17 protein-coding genes are annotated in these 18454 nt (G+C 57.4%); 1 reads left to right on the top strand and 16 read right to left on the bottom strand.

Features of this window, described 5'->3' with window-relative positions:
• Positions 1–2 precede the first annotated feature (2 nt).
• The 15 genes from hflC to B9Z45_RS00545 all read right to left on the bottom strand — a co-directional run bounded on the left by hflC (position 3) and on the right by B9Z45_RS00545 (position 15596).
• Positions 3–902: a protease modulator HflC gene (gene hflC / locus B9Z45_RS00615; RefSeq protein WP_108405293.1), complete on the bottom strand. Its 900-nt coding sequence runs from the start codon at positions 900–902 to the stop codon at positions 3–5.
• Between the two features lie 11 nt (positions 903–913).
• Complete coding sequence (hflK, locus tag B9Z45_RS00610; RefSeq protein ID WP_108405292.1) at positions 914–2302, bottom strand: FtsH protease activity modulator HflK; 1389 nt, start codon at positions 2300–2302, stop codon at positions 914–916.
• Positions 2303–2358: 56 nt separating this feature from the next.
• The gene (gene hflX / locus B9Z45_RS00605) at positions 2359–3555 is read right to left on the bottom strand and encodes a GTPase HflX (RefSeq protein ID WP_370445795.1); all 1197 of its coding nucleotides are present in this window, start codon (positions 3553–3555) and stop codon (positions 2359–2361) included.
• A 43-nt stretch (positions 3556–3598) separates the two neighbouring features.
• Positions 3599–3862 carry an RNA chaperone Hfq gene (hfq, locus tag B9Z45_RS00600; protein WP_108405371.1) on the bottom strand — a complete coding sequence of 88 codons (264 nt, stop codon included), beginning with the start codon at positions 3860–3862 and terminating at the stop codon, positions 3599–3601.
• 69 nt (positions 3863–3931) lie between these two features.
• Positions 3932–5272, bottom strand: coding sequence for a ribosome biogenesis GTPase Der (der, locus tag B9Z45_RS00595; protein ID WP_108405291.1), 1341 nt, complete (start codon positions 5270–5272; stop codon positions 3932–3934).
• A gap of 19 nt (positions 5273–5291) precedes the next feature.
• Complete coding sequence (gene bamB, locus B9Z45_RS00590) at positions 5292–6425, bottom strand: outer membrane protein assembly factor BamB (protein WP_108405290.1); 1134 nt, start codon at positions 6423–6425, stop codon at positions 5292–5294.
• Positions 6425–7096: a tetratricopeptide repeat protein gene (locus B9Z45_RS00585; protein WP_108405289.1), complete on the bottom strand. Its 672-nt coding sequence runs from the start codon at positions 7094–7096 to the stop codon at positions 6425–6427. Before B9Z45_RS00585 ends, bamB begins: the two co-directional genes overlap by 1 nt.
• A gap of 6 nt (positions 7097–7102) precedes the next feature.
• Positions 7103–8449 carry a histidine--tRNA ligase gene (hisS, locus tag B9Z45_RS00580; protein ID WP_108405288.1) on the bottom strand — a complete coding sequence of 449 codons (1347 nt, stop codon included), beginning with the start codon at positions 8447–8449 and terminating at the stop codon, positions 7103–7105.
• Positions 8446–9717 carry a flavodoxin-dependent (E)-4-hydroxy-3-methylbut-2-enyl-diphosphate synthase gene (gene ispG / locus B9Z45_RS00575; RefSeq protein ID WP_108405287.1) on the bottom strand — a complete coding sequence of 424 codons (1272 nt, stop codon included), beginning with the start codon at positions 9715–9717 and terminating at the stop codon, positions 8446–8448. The genes hisS and ispG overlap by 4 nt, the downstream gene beginning before the upstream one ends.
• Positions 9714–10667, bottom strand: coding sequence for a helix-turn-helix domain-containing protein (locus B9Z45_RS00570; RefSeq protein ID WP_108405286.1), 954 nt, complete (start codon positions 10665–10667; stop codon positions 9714–9716). Before B9Z45_RS00570 ends, ispG begins: the two co-directional genes overlap by 4 nt.
• Entirely contained in the window at positions 10660–11811 is a 1152-nt protein-coding gene (gene rlmN / locus B9Z45_RS00565; RefSeq protein ID WP_108405285.1) for a 23S rRNA (adenine(2503)-C(2))-methyltransferase RlmN, read from the bottom strand. Before rlmN ends, B9Z45_RS00570 begins: the two co-directional genes overlap by 8 nt.
• A gap of 33 nt (positions 11812–11844) precedes the next feature.
• A complete protein-coding gene (gene ndk / locus B9Z45_RS00560; protein ID WP_108405284.1) occupies positions 11845–12270 on the bottom strand; it encodes a nucleoside-diphosphate kinase in 426 nt (141 codons plus the stop codon).
• Positions 12271–12394: 124 nt separating this feature from the next.
• Complete coding sequence (locus B9Z45_RS00555) at positions 12395–13606, bottom strand: pseudouridine synthase (protein WP_108405283.1); 1212 nt, start codon at positions 13604–13606, stop codon at positions 12395–12397.
• Positions 13603–14457, bottom strand: coding sequence for an SMC-Scp complex subunit ScpB (scpB, locus tag B9Z45_RS00550; RefSeq protein WP_108405282.1), 855 nt, complete (start codon positions 14455–14457; stop codon positions 13603–13605). Before scpB ends, B9Z45_RS00555 begins: the two co-directional genes overlap by 4 nt.
• A gap of 137 nt (positions 14458–14594) precedes the next feature.
• Positions 14595–15596 carry an RluA family pseudouridine synthase gene (locus B9Z45_RS00545; RefSeq protein ID WP_108405281.1) on the bottom strand — a complete coding sequence of 334 codons (1002 nt, stop codon included), beginning with the start codon at positions 15594–15596 and terminating at the stop codon, positions 14595–14597.
• A gap of 52 nt (positions 15597–15648) precedes the next feature.
• Here B9Z45_RS00545 and B9Z45_RS00540 point away from each other — a divergent pair, with 52 nt between their 5' ends.
• Positions 15649–16455, top strand: a complete 807-nt coding sequence (locus B9Z45_RS00540; RefSeq protein ID WP_108405280.1) for an outer membrane protein assembly factor BamD — start codon at positions 15649–15651, stop codon at positions 16453–16455.
• On the opposite strand, the gene B9Z45_RS00535 is transcribed toward B9Z45_RS00540, so the two are convergent.
• Positions 16430–18436, bottom strand: coding sequence for an ATP-dependent DNA helicase (locus B9Z45_RS00535; protein ID WP_108405370.1), 2007 nt, complete (start codon positions 18434–18436; stop codon positions 16430–16432). The two genes, B9Z45_RS00540 and B9Z45_RS00535, sit on opposite strands and share 26 nt — an antisense overlap.
• Positions 18437–18454 lie beyond the last annotated feature (18 nt).

The raw sequence follows: 18454 nt of genomic DNA, 5'->3' as shown, positions 1-18454 counted from the left end.
GCTTACTTCCGGGGAGCCGCCACGCCAGACGAGCCGCGCATGCCTTTGAAAAACTCAGAGCTGCCCGGATCAAGCACCATCACGTCGCTTTTGCTGCTGAAGCTGGATTTGTAGGCCTCTAGGCTGCGGTAAAACTGCGCAAACTGGGGGTCACGGCCAAACGATTCGGCATACAGACGCGCAGCCTGGGCATCGCCCTGCCCTTTGATTTTCTGGGCATCACGGTAAGCATTGGCCACCGTCACTTCGCGCTGACGATCGGCATCGGCACGAATTTTTTCACCTTCGGCACCACCGGTTGAGCGCAACTCGTTGGCCACGCGTTTGCGCTCAGCTTCCATTCGGCGATAGACCGACTCGGTGATGGTGTCCACGTAGTCAGCACGTGTGATACGCACATCCACGACATCAACGCCCCAGGGTTTAGCGCCCTTGACCACAACAAGAACCGCGGCTTTTACATCATCCATCAGCTCTTCACGCTTGAGTGACAGCAACTCCTTGACCGTGCGCTTGTTGATCTCTTCCTGGAAGGCGTTGCGAACCACCCGGTTGAGCTGGCTGGTACCGGCTTTTTCATCCAGACCCACGTTGCGGATATAAGCCTGTGGATCGGTTATGCGCCAACGCACATACCAGTCGATCACCACACGTTGCTTTTCAGCCGTCAGCATGGGCTCGTTGTCCGGGCTGTCCAGGGTCAGCAAGCGCTTGTCGATGTAGTTGACGTTTTGCAATGGAGGCGGCAGCTTGAAGTGCAAGCCCGGCTCGGTGATGACTTCCTTGATTTGGCCCAAAGCATAGACCACGCCGAACTGGCGCTGGTCGACCACAAAAACGGTTGAGCTGAAGAGCACAAAGGCCACCAACAGCGTTGAAATCCACAATCCGATGCGATTCATTTTATTAGTCCTTATCGTGGATCGCGGTCACGCGAACGCTGGAGGTCACGTGAACGAGTGTCCACTGCACCGCTGTTGGCCCCATTGGCGCTGGCCGATGCGGCCGGGGTATCCAGGGCGGCGGGAGGCGCCACTGCTGTGACTTGCTGCATGATTTTGTCGAGTGGCAAATACAAAAGATTCGAACCCTGCTTGCTGTCCACCAAGACCTTGGTCACGTTGCTGTAAATTTGCTGCATGGTGTCGGTGTACATGCGGTCACGCATGACTTGAGGCGACTTCTGGTATTCAGGAAGGATGGTCTTGAACCGCTGAGCATCACCTTCGGCTTGTGCCACGATGCGTTCACGGTAAGCGTCGGCCTCTTCCTTGAGTCGGGAAGCCGCACCCACAGCACGGGGTACCACATCATTGGCATAAGCCTGGGCTTCGTTCTTGGCACGTTCACGCTCTTGACCGGCTTTCAGCACGTCATCAAATGCCGACTGAACCTGCTCAGGGGGGCGAACACCACCTTGCTGCAAGTTGATGCCCACCACTTCGATGCCCACTTTGTAGCGGTCCAGAATGGTCTGCATTTTTTCGCGCACTCGGGGCGCAATCTGGTCCCGCTCTTCTGCAAGAGCCGAGTCCATCTTCATCTTGCCGACAACCTCGCGCACGGCGGTCTCAGCGGACTGAACCACGGCTTCGGTCGGGTTGCGGCTTTCAAACAGGTAGGCACGGGCATCGTTCAAACGGTACTGCACGGCGAATTTGATCTCGACGATGTTCTCGTCTTCGGTCAGCATCGCCGATTCACGCAGGCCCGTGGCCTTGATGATGTTGTCGCGCCCAATATCAACAGAACGGATCTGGGTCACAAACACCAACTCCTGGCGCTGAATGGGGTAAGGCATGCGCCAGTTGAAACCGGCACCCACCGTGCTGTGGTACTTGCCAAATTGGGTGATCACGGCCTGCTGACCTTCTTGCACGATGAAAAACCCAGTGCCCAGCCAGACCAACAAGGCCGCAGCCAGGATCACGCCCAAGCCGAGATTTTTAAAGAAAACAGGAATGCCGGGGCCACCAGAGCCGCCACCGGATCCACCCGAACCTTGAGGTCCTTGAGGACCGCCCTTGCCGCCAAACAAGTTGCCAAGCTTGCGGTTGAAATCGCGCCAGAGTTCGTCCAGGTCTGGGGGGCCACTTTGTTGTTGCGAGCCACGTCCTGGCGGTTGCTGCCAAGCATCTGGCTTGGGGCCTGAAGGTGGCGGCACATCGTTGCTGGGCTTGTTGCCTGCATCGGGGTTTGATTTGTCGTCGTCTCGACCCCAGCGTGGGTCGTTGAGATTGAAAATGCCGCGGATCTTTGCTGGGAGCAAGGACCATCGAAGGGCTGGCAGATGAAAATTCATGGTGAAGTGTCTTTGACAGGATGACGAACCCGCATTGTGCCGAATTCGGTAGGACTTCAATTCAAACCCCCCGGATATTCCCGGGTCAAGTCACGGGGATCTGCAATCTTTGCCTCGACCGAGGGCAAGGCGGCCATGACGATGCCAGACAAAGCCGAACGCAGCAGGTCGAGGCCTTTGCCGGATTTGGCACTTAAAAACACCCTAGGAACGGACACGCCATCTACCTCGTATTGGTCTTGCAATTGCAGGGGGTAGCGCTCTGCGTCCAAAGCATCCAACTTGTTGAAAACCAGCAATTGGGGGACAGCATCGGCCCCGATCTCGGTCAACACTTTTTGAACTTCGGCCATTTGCTCAGGAAAATTCGGGTTGGCAGCATCCACCACGTGCAGCAGCAGATCTGCGTCAGTGGCTTCTTGCAAGGTAGCCTGAAAGGCCTCGACCAGACCGTGCGGCAAATCACGTATGAAACCCACAGTGTCTGACAAGGACACCGATCGCCCCGCCTCGCCCAGATACAACTGGCGCGTGGTCGTGTCAAGCGTGGCGAACAACTGGTCAGCAGCAAAAGCCCGCGCTTTGACCAGTGCGTTGAACAAGGTGGACTTGCCGGCATTGGTGTAACCCACCAGCGATATATTGAAAGTGTCACGCCGCTCACGCTGTCGGCGTTGGGTGTTGCGCTGGCGTTTGACCTTGACCAGGCGATCCTTGATGCGCTTGATCGAGTCGTTGATCATGCGGCGGTCGAGTTCGATTTGGGTCTCACCCGGTCCGCCTCGCATGCCGATGCCGCCACTTTGACGTTCCAGATGCGACCAGCGGCGGACCAGGCGTGTGCTCAGATACTGCTGGCGAGCCAATTCAACCTGTAATTTGCCCTCGTGACTGCGCGCACGCTGCCCAAAGATTTCAAGAATCAGCAAGGTGCGGTCGTTCACTGGCAAGCCAATATGGCGCTCAAGATTTCGTTGTTGTGCCGGGCTCAGAGACTGGTCAAACACCACCTCGACCGCGCCGTGCATCATGGCCAGCGCCTTGATCTCGTCGGCCTTGCCGCTGCCGACAAACAATGCGGGATCGGGGGCCTTGCGCTTACATGTCAGTCGGGCCACGGGTTGGAGGCCCCCCGACTCGGCCAGCAAACCCAATTCATGGAGATCCGCGTCGAAATGCGGCAGCCCAAAGTCAACGCCGACCAGTAAGGTCGGCGCAGGCTTGTTGGAAAGTATTTCAGACAATGTCAGCAACCTCCGATGGTGGAATCAAACCATCGGGCAATCAACACCCACATCAAGCGGTGATTTCACCCAATTCGGGTGTATTGAAAGTCACCGAACGACCAGGAACAATCGTCGAAATGGCATGCTTATAAACCATCTGGGTCACTGTGTTGCGAAGCAAAACGACGTACTGGTCGAAAGATTCGATCTGGCCTTGCAGTTTGATGCCATTCACGAGATAAATGGACACTGGCACATGCTCACGGCGCAGTGCATTCAGGAAAGGGTCTTGCAAAAGTTGACCTTTGTTGCTCACGATATTCTCCGTGTTCAGAAGTTTTGAAGTCGAGACCTTACCACAGGGTAAGAAGCGGGTTTTGAGAAAAACCGATTTCCTCAAATATCAACTGGATTCTTTGTCCGCATAAGGATTGGTCGAAGTTTTCATCTCGATCCTGAGGGGCGTGCCCGACAAATTGAAGGCCTTGCGAAAACGCCCTTCCAGAAAGCGTTTGTAGGTATCGGTCACATGTTCCAGAGAGTTGCCGTGGACCACGATCACGGGCGGGTTCATGCCCCCCTGGTGCGCATAACGCAGCTTGGGACGAAACATGCCTCCCCGTTGCGGGCTCTGGAACTGCACAGCCTCCAGCAGGAGGCGGGTCAAAATGGGCGTGCTCATTTTGCACATGGCCGATTTATGCGCCTGGACGATGGAGGCCCAGACGGGACCCAATCCTTGGCGCTTTTTGGCCGAAATGAAGTGCATATTGGCAAAGCTCAAGAAAGGCAAACGCGTTTCGATTGAACGCTGCACCAACTGCCGCTGGTATTCGTCGATCGCATCCCATTTGTTGATGGCAACTGCCATGGCGCGACCGCTTTCAAGGGCGTACCCTGCAATGTGTGCATCCTGGTCTGTGACGCCCTGCTCGGCATCGAGCAGCAGCAAAACCACGTTGGCAGACTCAATGGCTTGGAGTGTTTTGACGACTGAGAATTTTTCGATGGCTTCAAACACCTTGCCTTTGCGGCGCAAACCGGCAGTGTCGATCAACTCGAATTTCTGACCCTGGCGTTCAAAAGGTACCGAAATCGCGTCGCGCGTGGTGCCAGGCATGTCAAAAGCGACCAGTCGCTCCTCGCCCAACCAGGTATTGATCAGTGTGGATTTGCCCACGTTGGGGCGTCCTGCAACAGCCAGCTTGATGACTGTCGGGTCTTCTTCGGTTTCTTCCGGGTCTTCAGGCAAATTGAGAGACTCGAGCGCCAGTTCTACCAAGCCACGCGTTCCTTGGCCGTGGGCAGCCGAAATGGCGATCACTTCACCCAAACCCAGCTCGTAAAACTCGGTCAGTTGAATGCCTTCGAGCATGCCCTCGGACTTGTTGGCAACCAGCAGACAGGGCTTGCCGATTTTGCGCAAATATTTGGCAATATCGTGATCCTGCGCTGACAAACCGCCACGCGCATCCACGACAAATATCACGATATCGGCCTCTGCCACGGCCTGCCGTGTTTGCTTGGCCATTTCCTTGTAGATGCCGCTGTTGGCGTCGGGCTCAAAGCCTCCGGTGTCAATGACGATGAACTCCTGACGGCCTTGCTTGCCGTTGCCGTAGTGTCGGTCACGGGTCAAACCCGCAAAATCGGCCACGATGGCATCGCGGCTTTTGGTGAGTCGGTTGAACAGCGTAGATTTACCCACATTGGGGCGGCCCACCAGGGCCAGTACAGGTTTCACTTAAAAATTTTCCAATCCATCATTCAGGGCGAAATCCGAAGATGCCCCCAGTGCGTGTCACCACCACCAAAGTCTGGCCAGCGGCGACGGGCTTGCCCACAATGGCACTGCCGTCCGTACTCAAACGCTGCAAGGCTTGTCCGTCCTGTCTTGACAGGAAATGGACACTGCCCTTGTCATCGCCCAACACAACAGAGCGACCCAGCACCAAAGGTGCGGTCAAACCCCGAAAGCGCAAGGCCTCTTGTGTCCAGGCTGGCTGACCACTTTGACGCTGCCAAGCCACCACTTTGCTGTCGGACTCGGCACCAAAAACAAGGGTTTCGTCACCGTCCAGGCCAGTGTGGCCCTGCGCTGGACGTGTCCACAAAGTGTTGCCACGGCTCGCATCCACACAGGACACAGCAGACTGGAAAGCGCGAACACACACGGTATTGCCTGGACGGCTGACACCGGCCACCAGGTCAACCAAGCGCTCAACTTCATTGGTTCCGCGTGAAGAGCCCACCAGTGTTTCCCAGCGAACGGCGCCTGTATTCGGATTCAAGGAGGCCAAGCGCCCCCCCCAACCTGCCAACAAATTATCGCCAAAAGGAATCAATAAACCGGCTTGTTGCAAGACCAGTGGGTCGCCAGTTCGCTGCTGGGTCCAGAGCTTTTGACCTGAAGCGCCATCAAGCGCCGTGACAGCACGGTCAGCGGTCAGCACAAAAACCCGCCCCCCCGCCACCAGGGGCGGTGTGTGGGAAATGGCAGACAAACGGTGACGCCAGATTACTTGCCCGGCTTCAATGGCCACAACTTCGTTGTTTTGCGTGATCACAGCAAAACGCTGACCGTCACCACCAACGCCCGCTTGAACAAGGCTATCGAGCTTGAGGCGCCAAACTTCCTGACCCGTGCTGGCATTGATCAAAACCACTTGCCCCAGCGTTGAGGCCACGGCCACCTGGTCGCCATGGACGGAGGCCAACAACGGCGTCGTCACGGCTCCCACCGTGTGGTTCCAGACTTTTTGAACCGCCAATTGACCAGTCACGGCAGGCAATGCGGCAGGCTGGGGCTTCTCGGGTGCGCTGGAACAAGCAGCAATGGCGACTGTCAAGGCCACGGTCAAGGTCGACCGGGTCCAGAAATGGTTGAAAAAAGTCATCACTTCGGGGTCTCCGCAACAGCAGTCGACTCAGGATCAACGCCCAGGGCATTGAGTTTGGCTTGCACCAAGCGCCGGTAATCAGGGAAATCTGCCATTTTTTGCCAGGCTTGCTGGTAAGCCCCAATGGCTTCGCTCGCTTGGCCCTTGGCCTGCAACACATCGCCACGCAGGTCTGCCGCCAAACCGGCCATGGTGGGGGTGAATTCCATGCCCAATTGCTTCAAAGCATCGTCATAAGCCTTGGCATCGAGCTGCAAAGAGGCCAGTCGCAAACGTGCGATGTCTCGGTATGCTTTGTCGCTTGCGTTGGCAGTCACCCAGAGCAACGCTTCACGCGCCGCATCGGTCTTGCCTTGGGCTTGCAGGGTTTTGGCCGCCAGCAAAGCAGATTGCAAGGCAAATTGAGTTGAGCCGAATTTGTCCTTCATGTCGGCCAAACTGCGCTCTACACGGGCGATGTCACCTGAGGCCGTTGCCCGCTCAACTTCGTCATAAAGCGCAGCCGCTTTTTCAGCTTGGGTTCGGTCCCAATATTGGTAAGCGTTCCAGGCGGCAAAGCTGCCCAAAACCGCAATCAACAGCCAGGAAATCAGGTTGCCCCAAGTCTTCCAGAAATGTTTGATCTGGTCGAGTTGTTCTTGTTCTTCAAGGTCGAGTGCTTTGGCCATGGTGATTTAACTGCTGGTTGCGCTTTGAAGCGGCGATTGTAGGCTGTAGGCCCAAGCGGCTGCACTGGTCAGGGACTCGGTGCGCTGGGCACCCGCTCCGTCTCGCAGCGATTTGACGGCGACGAGACCTTGGGCCATTTCTTCAGCCCCGAAAACCAATGCAAAACGGGCGCCAGAAGCATCGGCCTTCTTGAATTGGGACTTCATGCTGCCCATGCTGTCGCCGCTGCCAGCGTGCATTTGGGCCGATACGCCCTGGGCTCGCAAAACTTGAAGCACCTGCATGGCAACAGGCAATGCTGTCGTTTCGGGCACGATCGCGTACACATCGGGGGCGGGTTCTGGCAAGGCCTCTCCCTGATCCTTGATCAGTTCGAGCACGCGCTCGACACCCAGCGCCCAACCCACTGCCGGCGCCGGTTTGCCGCCCACCTGCTCGATCAGGTAGTCGTAGCGGCCACCACCGCAGATGGTGCCTTGCGAACCCAGGCTGGTGGTGATGAACTCGAACACCGTGAGGTTGTAATAGTCCATGCCCCGCACCAAACGAGGGTTGATGCTGTACAAGACGCCGTTGGCGTCCAAAATCGCCTGGACCGCATGGAAGTGGGCGAGGGAAGCCTCGCCCAGAAAATCGAGCAGACGCGGTGCCGACTCGACCACGCTCAACATGGCCGGGTTCTTGGTGTCCAGAATTCTCAACGGGTTGCTGTGCAGCCGGCGTTTGGCCTCATCGTCCAGCAAGTCAGCGTGCTGTGTTAGATGTGCAATCAGGGCGGCGCGGTGAGCCAACCGCTCGGTGGGCTGGCCCAGGCTGTTGAGCTCAAGTCGCACATCATTGAGGCCCAACTCCTTCCAAAGCGCATCGGCCAGGAGGATCAATTCAGCATCCACCTCGGCACCTGCAAAACCCAGCACCTCGGCGCCAATTTGGTGAAACTGCCTGTAACGGCCACGTTGCGGGCGCTCGTGGCGAAACATTGGCCCCATGTAATACAGGCGTTTGCCACCTTCATAAAGCATGTTGTGCTCGACCACCGCGCGCACCACACCGGCCGTGCATTCGGGCCGCAAAGTGAGCTGCTCGCCATTCAGGCGGTCCTCGAAGGAATACATTTCCTTCTCGACGATGTCTGTGACCTCACCCAAGCCGCGCACAAACAAGGCGGTGGGCTCGACGATGGGCGTACGGATGTTGCGGTAGGCGTAACGCGACATGAGCGTGCGCACTTTGGCCTCCAGCCACTCCCAGCGCGCGGAGTCAGGTGGCAGCACATCGTTCATGCCCTTGACACCCACCAGCTTCTGGGCTTTGGCAGGCTTGGGGCTGATATCTGGAAGAAACTCGCTCATTTTTTCTCGGTAGATCCTGAACCAAAACGGTTCTCTATGTAGTTTTCGACCAGGACCTGAAACTCTTGTGCAATGCCTTCGCCGCGCAATGTCAGGCGCTTTTCCCCGTCGATGAAAACAGGAGCCGCTGGCGCCTCGCCCGTACCGGGCAGGCTGATGCCGATGTCGGCATGCTTGCTTTCGCCAGGGCCGTTCACAATGCAGCCCATGACCGCCACCTTGAGGTTTTCGACCCCAGGGTAACGGACACGCCAAACGGGCATCTGGGCGCGTAAAAAGTCATCAATCTGCTTGGCCAGTTCCTGAAAGGTGCTGCTGGTCGTGCGCCCGCAGCCTGGGCATGCGGTCACGCTGGGCACAAAAATGCGCAGACCCAGTGACTGCAAAATTTCAGAGGCAATCACCACTTCTTGCGTACGCGCTTCACCCGGTTGTGGGGTCAACGAAACACGGATCGTGTCGCCAATCCCCTCTTGCAGCAAGATGGCCAAAGCTGTGGCCGAGGCCACGGTGCCCTTGGTGGCCATGCCTGCCTCGGTCAGGCCCAAATGCAAGGCGTAATCGGTGCGGCGACCCAACTCACGGTAGACAGAGATCAGGTCCTGAACACCCGATACCTTGCAGGACAAAGCGATTTGGGCCCCATCAAGACCCATGCTTTCAGCACGCTGTGCAGAGGAAATAGCCGACGAAATAAGGGCTTCGTACATCACCTGCCGAGCCTCCCAGGGTTCAGCTCGCAGGCTGTTCTGGTCCATCAACTCTGCGAGCAACTCCTGGTCTAGGCTGCCCCAATTCACGCCAATGCGTATGGCTTTGTTCCAGCGCACAGCCGCTTCGATCATCTGGCCGAACTGCACATCGCGTTTATCACCCTTGCCCACGTTGCCGGGGTTGACGCGGTACTTGGACAGTGCCTCGGCGCATGCAGGGTAATCGGTCAGCAAACGGTGGCCGTTGTAATGAAAATCGCCAATCAGAGGCACGTCGATGCCCATTTTGTCGAGTTGGTCACGAATATGCGGCACAGCTTGCGCTGCCTCGGGGGTGTTGACCGTGATCCGCACCATTTCGGAACCGGCTATGGCCAGTTCCTTGACCTGGATGGCCGTGCCAATCACATCCACGGTGTCGGTGTTGGTCATGGACTGCACGCGAACGGGGGCGCCCCCGCCGACGGTCACCACACGGGACCCCCAGACAACTCGGGACTGGCGGCTCTTGCGTTGTGCGGGCAAAGCGATGGCAATGGGTGATGGCGTGATCATGGTTTCACCTCGAAACGTGCCACATTGGCTTTGGTGTGCGGTTTAAGATCAAAAGATTGCCCCTTGAAAGTCACTTGAACGGCGTCTGCGCGGCCCACAACGACGGACATCAGATCCGCTGTTGGCAGGCGTTGGGTGTCGCCCGGGCTCAATACACCACTCCAGATCACCTGGTTTTTGGCATCCCGAACTTCAACCCAACTGGTCTGTGTTGCGACAACCAAAAGCGCTGAAGCCGGTGATCCGACAGATGGGATTGCCTGGATATTTTTCCCCGTGACAGCAGTTTGCGGGTTTTCAATGACAGCGGGTGGCTCGACTGCAGGGGTTGCGGGTGATGCCTCTGTCAGGGCAGGGACACCCGCAACAGCCCCCATTGATGCAGAGTCTGAGGTAGAGGGGACTGGCATCGGCATGGCTTGAGGAGGCAGGCTGAGCGTACGCACATCGGCATCCGGTGGGTTCATGTAAGCCGTCACGCTTTCCAGCCAGGACCATTGCGACGGGCCTGGTAGCCAGATGAGTGCGGCGATCAGGAGAAGCATCCCGCCCGCAGTCCACCAGGCCTGAACCTGCAAGCCTCTCGGCGACCGGGTCACTCGCCGAAAATCAGCAGGTGCAACAAGCGCTTGGCGTACCGCACCATGTGGCTCAAGATAATTGGCGGTGCGTGGCATCAAAGCCAAAATTGGCGCAGGGTCGATACGCAATTGACGGCAAAAACTGGCTGCCAGTCCACGGGCAAAAACAGGGCTTTGGTCTGCTGGGTACTGGTCAGCCTCTAGGGCCTCCAGTTGACGGACCGAAACCTTCATGTTGACAGCCAAAACCCCCAGATGCACACCCGCCCGCTCCCGTTCGGTTTTCAACAACTTGCCTGCCGTCAGGGGCGGGGCAGGAGTGCCGTCGGTTGGCCCCGAGGTATTGTCCAAACGATCGTTTTCAGGCATCACCAGACTCCTGTGTTTGAACAGAATAAGCGGGCACCAGCATGATGGTTCGCTGCTGAGCCATGCGATTTTGCACTTGTGTGCGGTCCTTTACATCTCCCGCCAGTTGACCACAAGCGGCGTCAATGTCGTCCCCTCGGGTTTTGCGAACCGTGGTGACCAAACCCGCATCCTGAAGTTGTTTGGCAAAGGCCTGTACGCGGGCGTTGGGCGAGCGCAGCAACCCAGAAGCAGGAAACGGGTTGAAGGGAATCAGGTTGAATTTGCATCGAAGGCCCTGACGAGCATGCTTTTGAACCAGATCAATGAGCTGGTTGGCGTGCTCAGCCTGGTCGTTGACGCCGTCCAGCATGCAATATTCAAACGTGATGAAGTCTCGCGGCGCATGGGCCAGATAAGCGATGCAAGCTTGCATCAATTCATCCAGCGGATATTTGCGGTTGAGTGGCACCAAATGGTCACGCAAGGTGTCATGAGGTGCGTGAAGAGACACGGCCAAAGCGACGGGACAATCGGTCGACAGTCGCTCGATCATGGGCACCACACCTGAGGTGGACACGGTGACACGGCGGCGCGACAAGCCGTAACCGTGATCGTCCAGCATGGCACGCAGTGCCGGTACCAATGCGGTGTAATTTTGCAGGGACTCGCCCATGCCCATCATCACCACGTTGGAGATGACGCGTTCATCGGTCTGCAGGTGCTTGCGCAAAAAATGCTCGGCAAACCACAACTGGGCGAGAATTTCACCCGTTGTCAGATTGCGGCTGAAGCCCTGGTGACCCGTAGAGCAAAAACGGCACCCTACAGCGCAACCGGCCTGGGATGAGATGCACAAGGTGCCCCGGTCGTCTTCGGGAATGAACACCGACTCTATGGCGTTGCCATCGCCGACATCGAACAGCCATTTGATGGTGCCGTCTGTCGAAATGTGCTGACTGATCAAGGGCAGCGAAGAAACATGTGCGCGAGACTGGAGTTTTTGGCGCAATGACTTCGCCAGATCGGTCATCTGGTCAAAATCACTGGCACCCCGTTGGTGTATCCAACGAAACAATTGGGTCGCCCTGAAACGCTTTTCGCCAAGGCTCTCACAAAAAACGGCCAAACCATCCAGATCAAATTCGAGAAGGTTGGCCGTCATGATGTTTGAGGTCGCGTTGTTGCCGCGACGCTGTCAGCGGGTGTAAACGTTCATGCCAGCGAAGAAGAATGCGACTTCAGCGGCAGCAGTTTCAGGCGCATCAGAGCCATGCACGGCGTTGGCATCGATGCTGTCCGCAAAATCAGCACGGATGGTGCCGGCATCTGCTTTCTTGGGATCTGTCGCGCCCATCAGGTCACGGTTCTTGGAGATGGCGTTTTCGCCTTCCAAGGCCTGAATCATCACGGGACCGGAAATCATGAAATCGACCAAATCCTTGAAGAAAGGACGTGCTTTGTGCACAGCATAAAAAGCTTCGGCTTCGCCGCGCGACAGATGCGCCATCCTGGATGCGACCACTTTCAGGCCTGCAGCTTCGAAACGGGCATAAATCTGCCCAATGACGTTTTTGGCGACTGCGTCGGGCTTGATGATGGAGAGTGTGCGTTCGATGGCCATTGTTTTTCCTGTAACAGAGTGATTTATAAGCATTTTTGCCCTACAGCAAAGCCCGTCATTCTAACCTGAGGAGCCCTGCAAAAAGGCACCATGGCAGCATATTCCCCCACAGTTGAAACAGAAATCAGCGACTGCGGGTTCCACCGCCGCTGCCACGTCCGCCCCGGCCTGGGCTGCCAGGCGTTTTCTTCAGCCGGTTGAAACTCTCTGCACCAATGAAAGACGTATTTGTCTTCACTGGATCCGGCAAACCGGTCCCCGAGGCGCCTGGCGCCCTGTTGGGCTTGGCGACTGGTTTGGCGCGCGGCACAGCTGTTCCTGTGCGGCCCTGACCGCCTGTGCGTGGACGTCGATCATTGCGGTTCGTTCGCGACACTGGCCGCGCCTCGGTAGACCGAGGACGCTCTGTTGTGCCAGCAGCACGCATGAGTGCCCGAATATCGGCTTCATCCAGTTCAAGCCAGGCACCGCGACGCAAGCCGTGCGGCAAAACCATGGCACCGTATCGGATGCGGATCAGGCGGCTCACCGCATGGCCCACCGATTCCATCATGCGACGAACCTCCCGGTTGCGCCCCTCGGAAATCGTGACACGGTACCAACAATTGGAGCCCTCGCCCCCGCCGTCTTCGATGGAGCCAAACTGGGCGGCGCCGTCGTCCAGCATCACGCCATCCAGCAAGCGCTGCTTTTCGTCTTTGCTCAAAGCGCCCAGCACGCGAACAGCATATTCACGTTCAAGCCCGAACCGGGGATGCATCAACTGATTGGCCAACTCACCCGAACTGGTGAAAAGCAGCAAGCCCTCGGTGTTCAGGTCAAGACGCCCCACAGATTGCCATTTGCCATTTTGCAAACGGGGTAATTTACGAAACACGGATGGGCGGTTTTGCGGATCGTCATGGCTAACGATCTCGCCTGCAGGCTTGTGGTACGCGAGCACCCGGGCCGGTGGCGGGTCAATCCGGATGTGAATGGGTTTGCCATTGACCTTGATCTGGTCGCCGTATTGCACCCGCTGACCGACGTGGGCAGGTTCATTGTTGACCGAAATGCGGCCTTCCACAATCAGCTTTTCCATCTCCAGACGTGAGCCCATGCCCGCTTGCGCAAGGACTTTGTGCAGTTTGGGAGAGTCGGTCTGGGGCGCCAATACGCGTTTTCCCAAGTCGACGGTGAGGTCTTGGGTGGCTTCTTCATCGTCGAATTGGCCAGACACCACATCGGCCAACGCAATCGGCTTATAGGCCGACTCGCCCGACGGGCCCGCTTGGGGCTGGCGGACATCTGTATCCGGGAGAAAGGACGAGGTGTCGTCGTGAGGTTCTTGGTTCATTCAGGGGTGGACTTTTCGCCATGCAGAGGGTGGTCAGGGTGGTTATCTGGGTTCGCAGAAAGGGGGGGGCCATCGCTGCGGTCGTGAGGCATGCCGATGTCATCGCGTGGCTCGGACGGGCTTGCAGCTACGGGCAATATGTGCGCTTCATCGTGCGCCTCTTGCAAAAAGTCCTCAGATTCATGCAGGGCCTTGGCTGCGGCCTGATCTTGAACTTGTTGCGCTGCGTCAGCCGCGACGGGCATGTCGAAAGGCTTGACGCTGTTGTCTTCTTCAAGCGACAAGGATGGCTGGACAGGCATCTGCTCGACGAGGCTGGACAAAGCAGTTGTTTGGCCATTGCTCTGGGACAGCATCGGCAACTGGTCAAGTGCAGAAAGACCCAGATCATCGAGGAATTGTCGTGTCGTGGCGTACAAGCCAGGACGGCCCACGGTCTCTCGGTGGCCAATGACCTCCACCCAACCGCGATCCTCCAGTTGTTTGAGGATCTGGGAGCCGATGGTGACCCCACGGATGTCTTCCATGTCCCCCCGGGTAACCGGTTGACGGTAGGCGATGATCGCCAGCGTCTCGAGCACAGCGCGGGTGTATTTGGGAGGCTTTTCAGGGTGCAAACGGTCCAGAAACTGGCGCAACTCCGGGCGACTTTGAAAGCGCCAACCGCTGGCTACACGGGTCAGCTCAAGGCCTTTTGGGGTCCACTCGAGCTTCAGATCCTGCAGCATCTGCCGCAAGGTGTCGGCCCCGAGTGCGTCGTCAAACAAAACGCGCATGTCGCGAATTGACAATGGCTGACCTGCCGTGAGCAAGGCGGTTTCCAGGACACGCTTGGCTTGCGCCGTATTCATGTGTCTATCTTTCGGGAAAAAGACGCCTCACGGCGTCGAAGGTGCAGAGAACATGGTTTTTCAGACAAGAAAAACCCCGTTCTGGAGGCTTGGCAAGCTGCCAATCACCGGGATTGTCCGAGCCAGAAAAATCTGACTCAAGCTCCCAGGAGCTCTGAATTGTAGCTGAGCCCCAAAATTGAAAGGGCTTGCGCCATGTCTGCAGGCAAGGCGGAGGTCAAATCGACCGATTGTCCTGTGATGGGGTGAATGAAGGCCAAATGCCATGCGTGCAAGGCTTGGCGCGTCATGTCGGCGGCCTTGGCGCCCCCGTAAACAACGTCCGCTAGCAGCGGGTGCCCGACGTGGGCCATGTGAACCCTAATTTGGTGGGTGCGGCCTGTGTGCAGAGTGCATTTCACCAGGCTCGCCAGGGTGTTTTTATCAAGCACTTCGACCGTCGTCGCTGCCGTCTTTCCCGATTGGTAAGTCAAATCGACCACCGCCATGCGCAAACGGTTCGCCGGGTCCCGGCCAACTGCAGCCTCTAAGGTTGTGGGGGAAGTCGACATCCATGACTTGTGGGCAATGGCCAAATATTGGCGATGCACTTCTCTGGCCGCAATTTGCTGAACCAGAGCATCCATGGCCTGGCGTGTTCGCGCCACCACCATCAAGCCACTGGTGTCTTTGTCCAAGCGGTGAACAATGCCTGCTCTGGGCACCTCAGACGCCAGAGGATCCAGGGCCAGCAGACCATTGAGCAAGGTGCCGCGCCAGTTGCCAGGGGCCGGATGGACCACCAGACCCGCAGGCTTGTTGATCACGCGCAGGTGCGCATCCTCATAGACCACATCGATTGGCATCTCTTCAGGTACAAAAGCCTGTGACTGTGGTGTGGCCCGCAGGGTCACTTCGATGCGGTGCCCCAGACGCACCTTGGACGACACCTTGGTCACAGTCTTTCCATCGATCAGGGCATCGCCTTGTTCGATCAATTGCTGCAAATAACTGCGTGAGAACTCGGGCACCAGCTGTGCCAAAGCGCGGTCCAGCCGCTGGCCATGAAGCGCCATGGGCACCTGGATCGTGCGAACCTCTTCTTCAGACGCTTCCAGTGGGCGTTCACCGTCTTCCATCAAGGTGACGTTGTCTTGCATTGCAGGGTCGGCCGATATAATCAAAATGTTCAACAGTTCTAGGGTGTCACAGATGCGTAGCTTCAGATTATCGATGGTTCCGGTCGGCCTGGTTGTTTCAGTGCTGCTGTTTCTTTCCGGCTGCGCCAACACCACCAAGGATGTGACTGCTGGTTGGACCCCGGAGAAAATTTACAAAGAAGCACGCGACGAGGCCAATTCAGGAGCCTGGGAAAAGGCCATTGGTTTTTACGAGAAGCTCGAGGGCCGTGCTGCGGGCACCGTTTTGGCTCAGCAGGCCCAGATCGACAAGGCTTATGCCCAGTACAAGACAGGTGACAAAATTCAGGCCACAGCAACTTTGGACCGGTTCATCCGATTGCACCCCGCAAGTCCGGCCCTGGACTACGCCATCTATTTAAAGGGCTTGGTCAATTTCAATGACAACCTGGGCATGTTTTCCTTCCTCACCAAGCAAGACTTGTCCGAGCGCGACCAGAAGGCGGCCAAAGATTCTTATGAAGCCTTCAAAGAGCTGACCACACGCTTTCCTGATTCCAAATACACGCCCGAAGCACGCCAGCGCATGCTTCACATCGTGAATGCATTGGCCTCTTACGAAGTGCATGTTGCCCGCTTTTACGCAACTCGCGGCGCGCATGTTGCAGCAGTCAACCGCGCTCAGCAAGCCATCGCCGACTACCAAGGTGTGCCCGCAGTGGAGGAAGCTTTGTCCATTTTGGTGAGCTCCTACGATGCCTTGGGCATGACTGCTTTGCGCGATGACGCCAAGCGGGTACTCGCCAAGAACTTTCCACAGTCCGACTACCTCAAGGCAGAAGGATTCAAAAAGCCTACGAGCTGGTGGCGTCTGTGGTGAATTGACGCAAGGTCGACAAAAATTCCGGGTGCCCGTTCAGACGCCGCATTTCCGGCAAGCCCCTCACCAGCCTTCGGCCATATGACATGGTGGCCAACCGCGTGTCACAAACGACCAGAACGCCGCGGTCAGTCTCGCTGCGTATCAATCGCCCAGCGCCTTGTTTAAGGGCCACAGCGGCCTCAGGCAAGGCATGATCTGCAAAGGCGCTGCGCCCCTTGCGCGTCATGCGCTGACTTCTTGCTTCAAACAGTGGATCGCCCGGTGGCGGAAACGGCAGTTTGTCGATGACCACCAACTGCAAGGCCTCACCGGGAACGTCAAAACCTTCCCAAAACGATGCCGAAGCGACCAGAACGCAGCCAGGCCGCTGATCACCTGCCCCCTCCCTGAAGCGCTCCATCAGTCGCCGCTTGGGGCTTTGTCCTTGAACCAGAACTTCAACATTTGCACTGGCGTCCAATCGGGTCTGCAAATACTCACCGATTGCGCGCATGGCGTTCAGGGTGGTCGTGAGAACCAATGTTCGCCCACCCAGCAGCACCACAGCCTCGGCCACCAATTGCGCAACATGGGCAGCATGCCCAGGATCGCCGGGCTTGGGCAAATGTTCAGGCACATACAAGGCGGCTTGCTGCGCATAGTCAAACGGGCTGCTGACTTGCATCACTTGCGCTGAGGTCAAGCCGCAAGGCTCGGTGAACCAACGCAAACTGGGTTCGTCGCCCAAAGTGGCCGATGTGAAAATCCAGGCCCTTTGGCCGACACCACCACCCGTGAGTAATGGATTTTCCACAACATGCCGAGGGTCTCCCGCCATCAAGGCCTGCACGGAATCAGCATCAGATGCGTCTTCGGTGTCGGGGGCCAAGGGCTCTTGCGCCGGTTTGACCCAGGCCGAAAAAGCCTGCGCGATGTCCAAGGGTGACTCCACCAAGCGCAGTTGCGCGCTGACTTCGGCCCAGCGAACGCCCTCGCTGTCCGGCGCACTGGAGAACAAAACAGCCTTTTCGCTCAGCTCGCGGCCGCGTTCAAAGAGGCGCTGAAAATCGGGGGCTAACTCAACCACAGCTTCCAAACCGGTTTGCAACTGTGCCAGTGAATGAACCAAATTTTGCAAAGCAAGGCTCCAATCAGAGGCGTCCACACCTTCGGGCACGGTCTCCGTCCAGCGCAATCGCACAGAGCCACGGTGCATGCCCGCAGCCAGGCGCAAGTCACGGGCAGATTTTTCAAGAAGGTCTGTCAACGCATGCCATTCCACCAAGCCACGGGCCAACTGCAAACCTGTGGCCAGAACATCACGCGACAACTCCAGCAAATGGGTCATCGACAATTGCTTGCCCAAAAAATTCACACCGATCTCATTGAGCTGGTGCGCCTCGTCAAACACCGTGACGCGCACGGTGGGCAGCAATTCGGCCACACCCGATTCGCGCACTGCCATGTCGGCAAAGAAAAGATGGTGGTTGATGACCACCACGTCGGAGGCCATGGCCTCTTTTCTGGCCAGGTTCACATGACACGCGCGATACCGTGGACAACTTGAGCCCAGGCAGTTGTCCCTTGTTGAAGTCACCAACGGCCACAAGGAAGATCGCTCGTCCAGGCCTGTCAGCTCGGCCATGTCACCAGTGCGGGTGGCCTGTGACCAGGTTTCAATTTTGGCAAGCGCACGCTGTGCACCCGGTTGAGCTGCTTCTGAGCTGTGTCGTGCTTGCTCCATGCGGTGCAAGCAAAGGTAATTGGAACGCCCCTTGAGCAAGGCCACCCTGATGGGCAAACCCAAAACCTCCACCAGGCGCGGAATGTCTCTCGAAAACAATTGGTCTTGCAACGCCTTGGTGGCCGTTGAAACCAGCGCCCGCTGACCGCTGAGCAAAACGGGCACAAGGTAGGCATAGGTTTTACCGACCCCAGTGCCGGCCTCGACCACCAACTGGCCACCCTGCTCCAACGTCTGGCTGACCGCCATGGCCATATCGGTCTGGCCCTCGCG

The sequence above is a fragment of the Limnohabitans sp. 2KL-17 genome, from assembly GCF_003063415.1.
Lineage (GTDB): Bacteria > Pseudomonadota > Gammaproteobacteria > Burkholderiales > Burkholderiaceae_C > Limnohabitans_A.
Note: the sequence above shows the minus strand (reverse complement) of the source record. Positions and strands in the feature narration are given on the sequence as shown.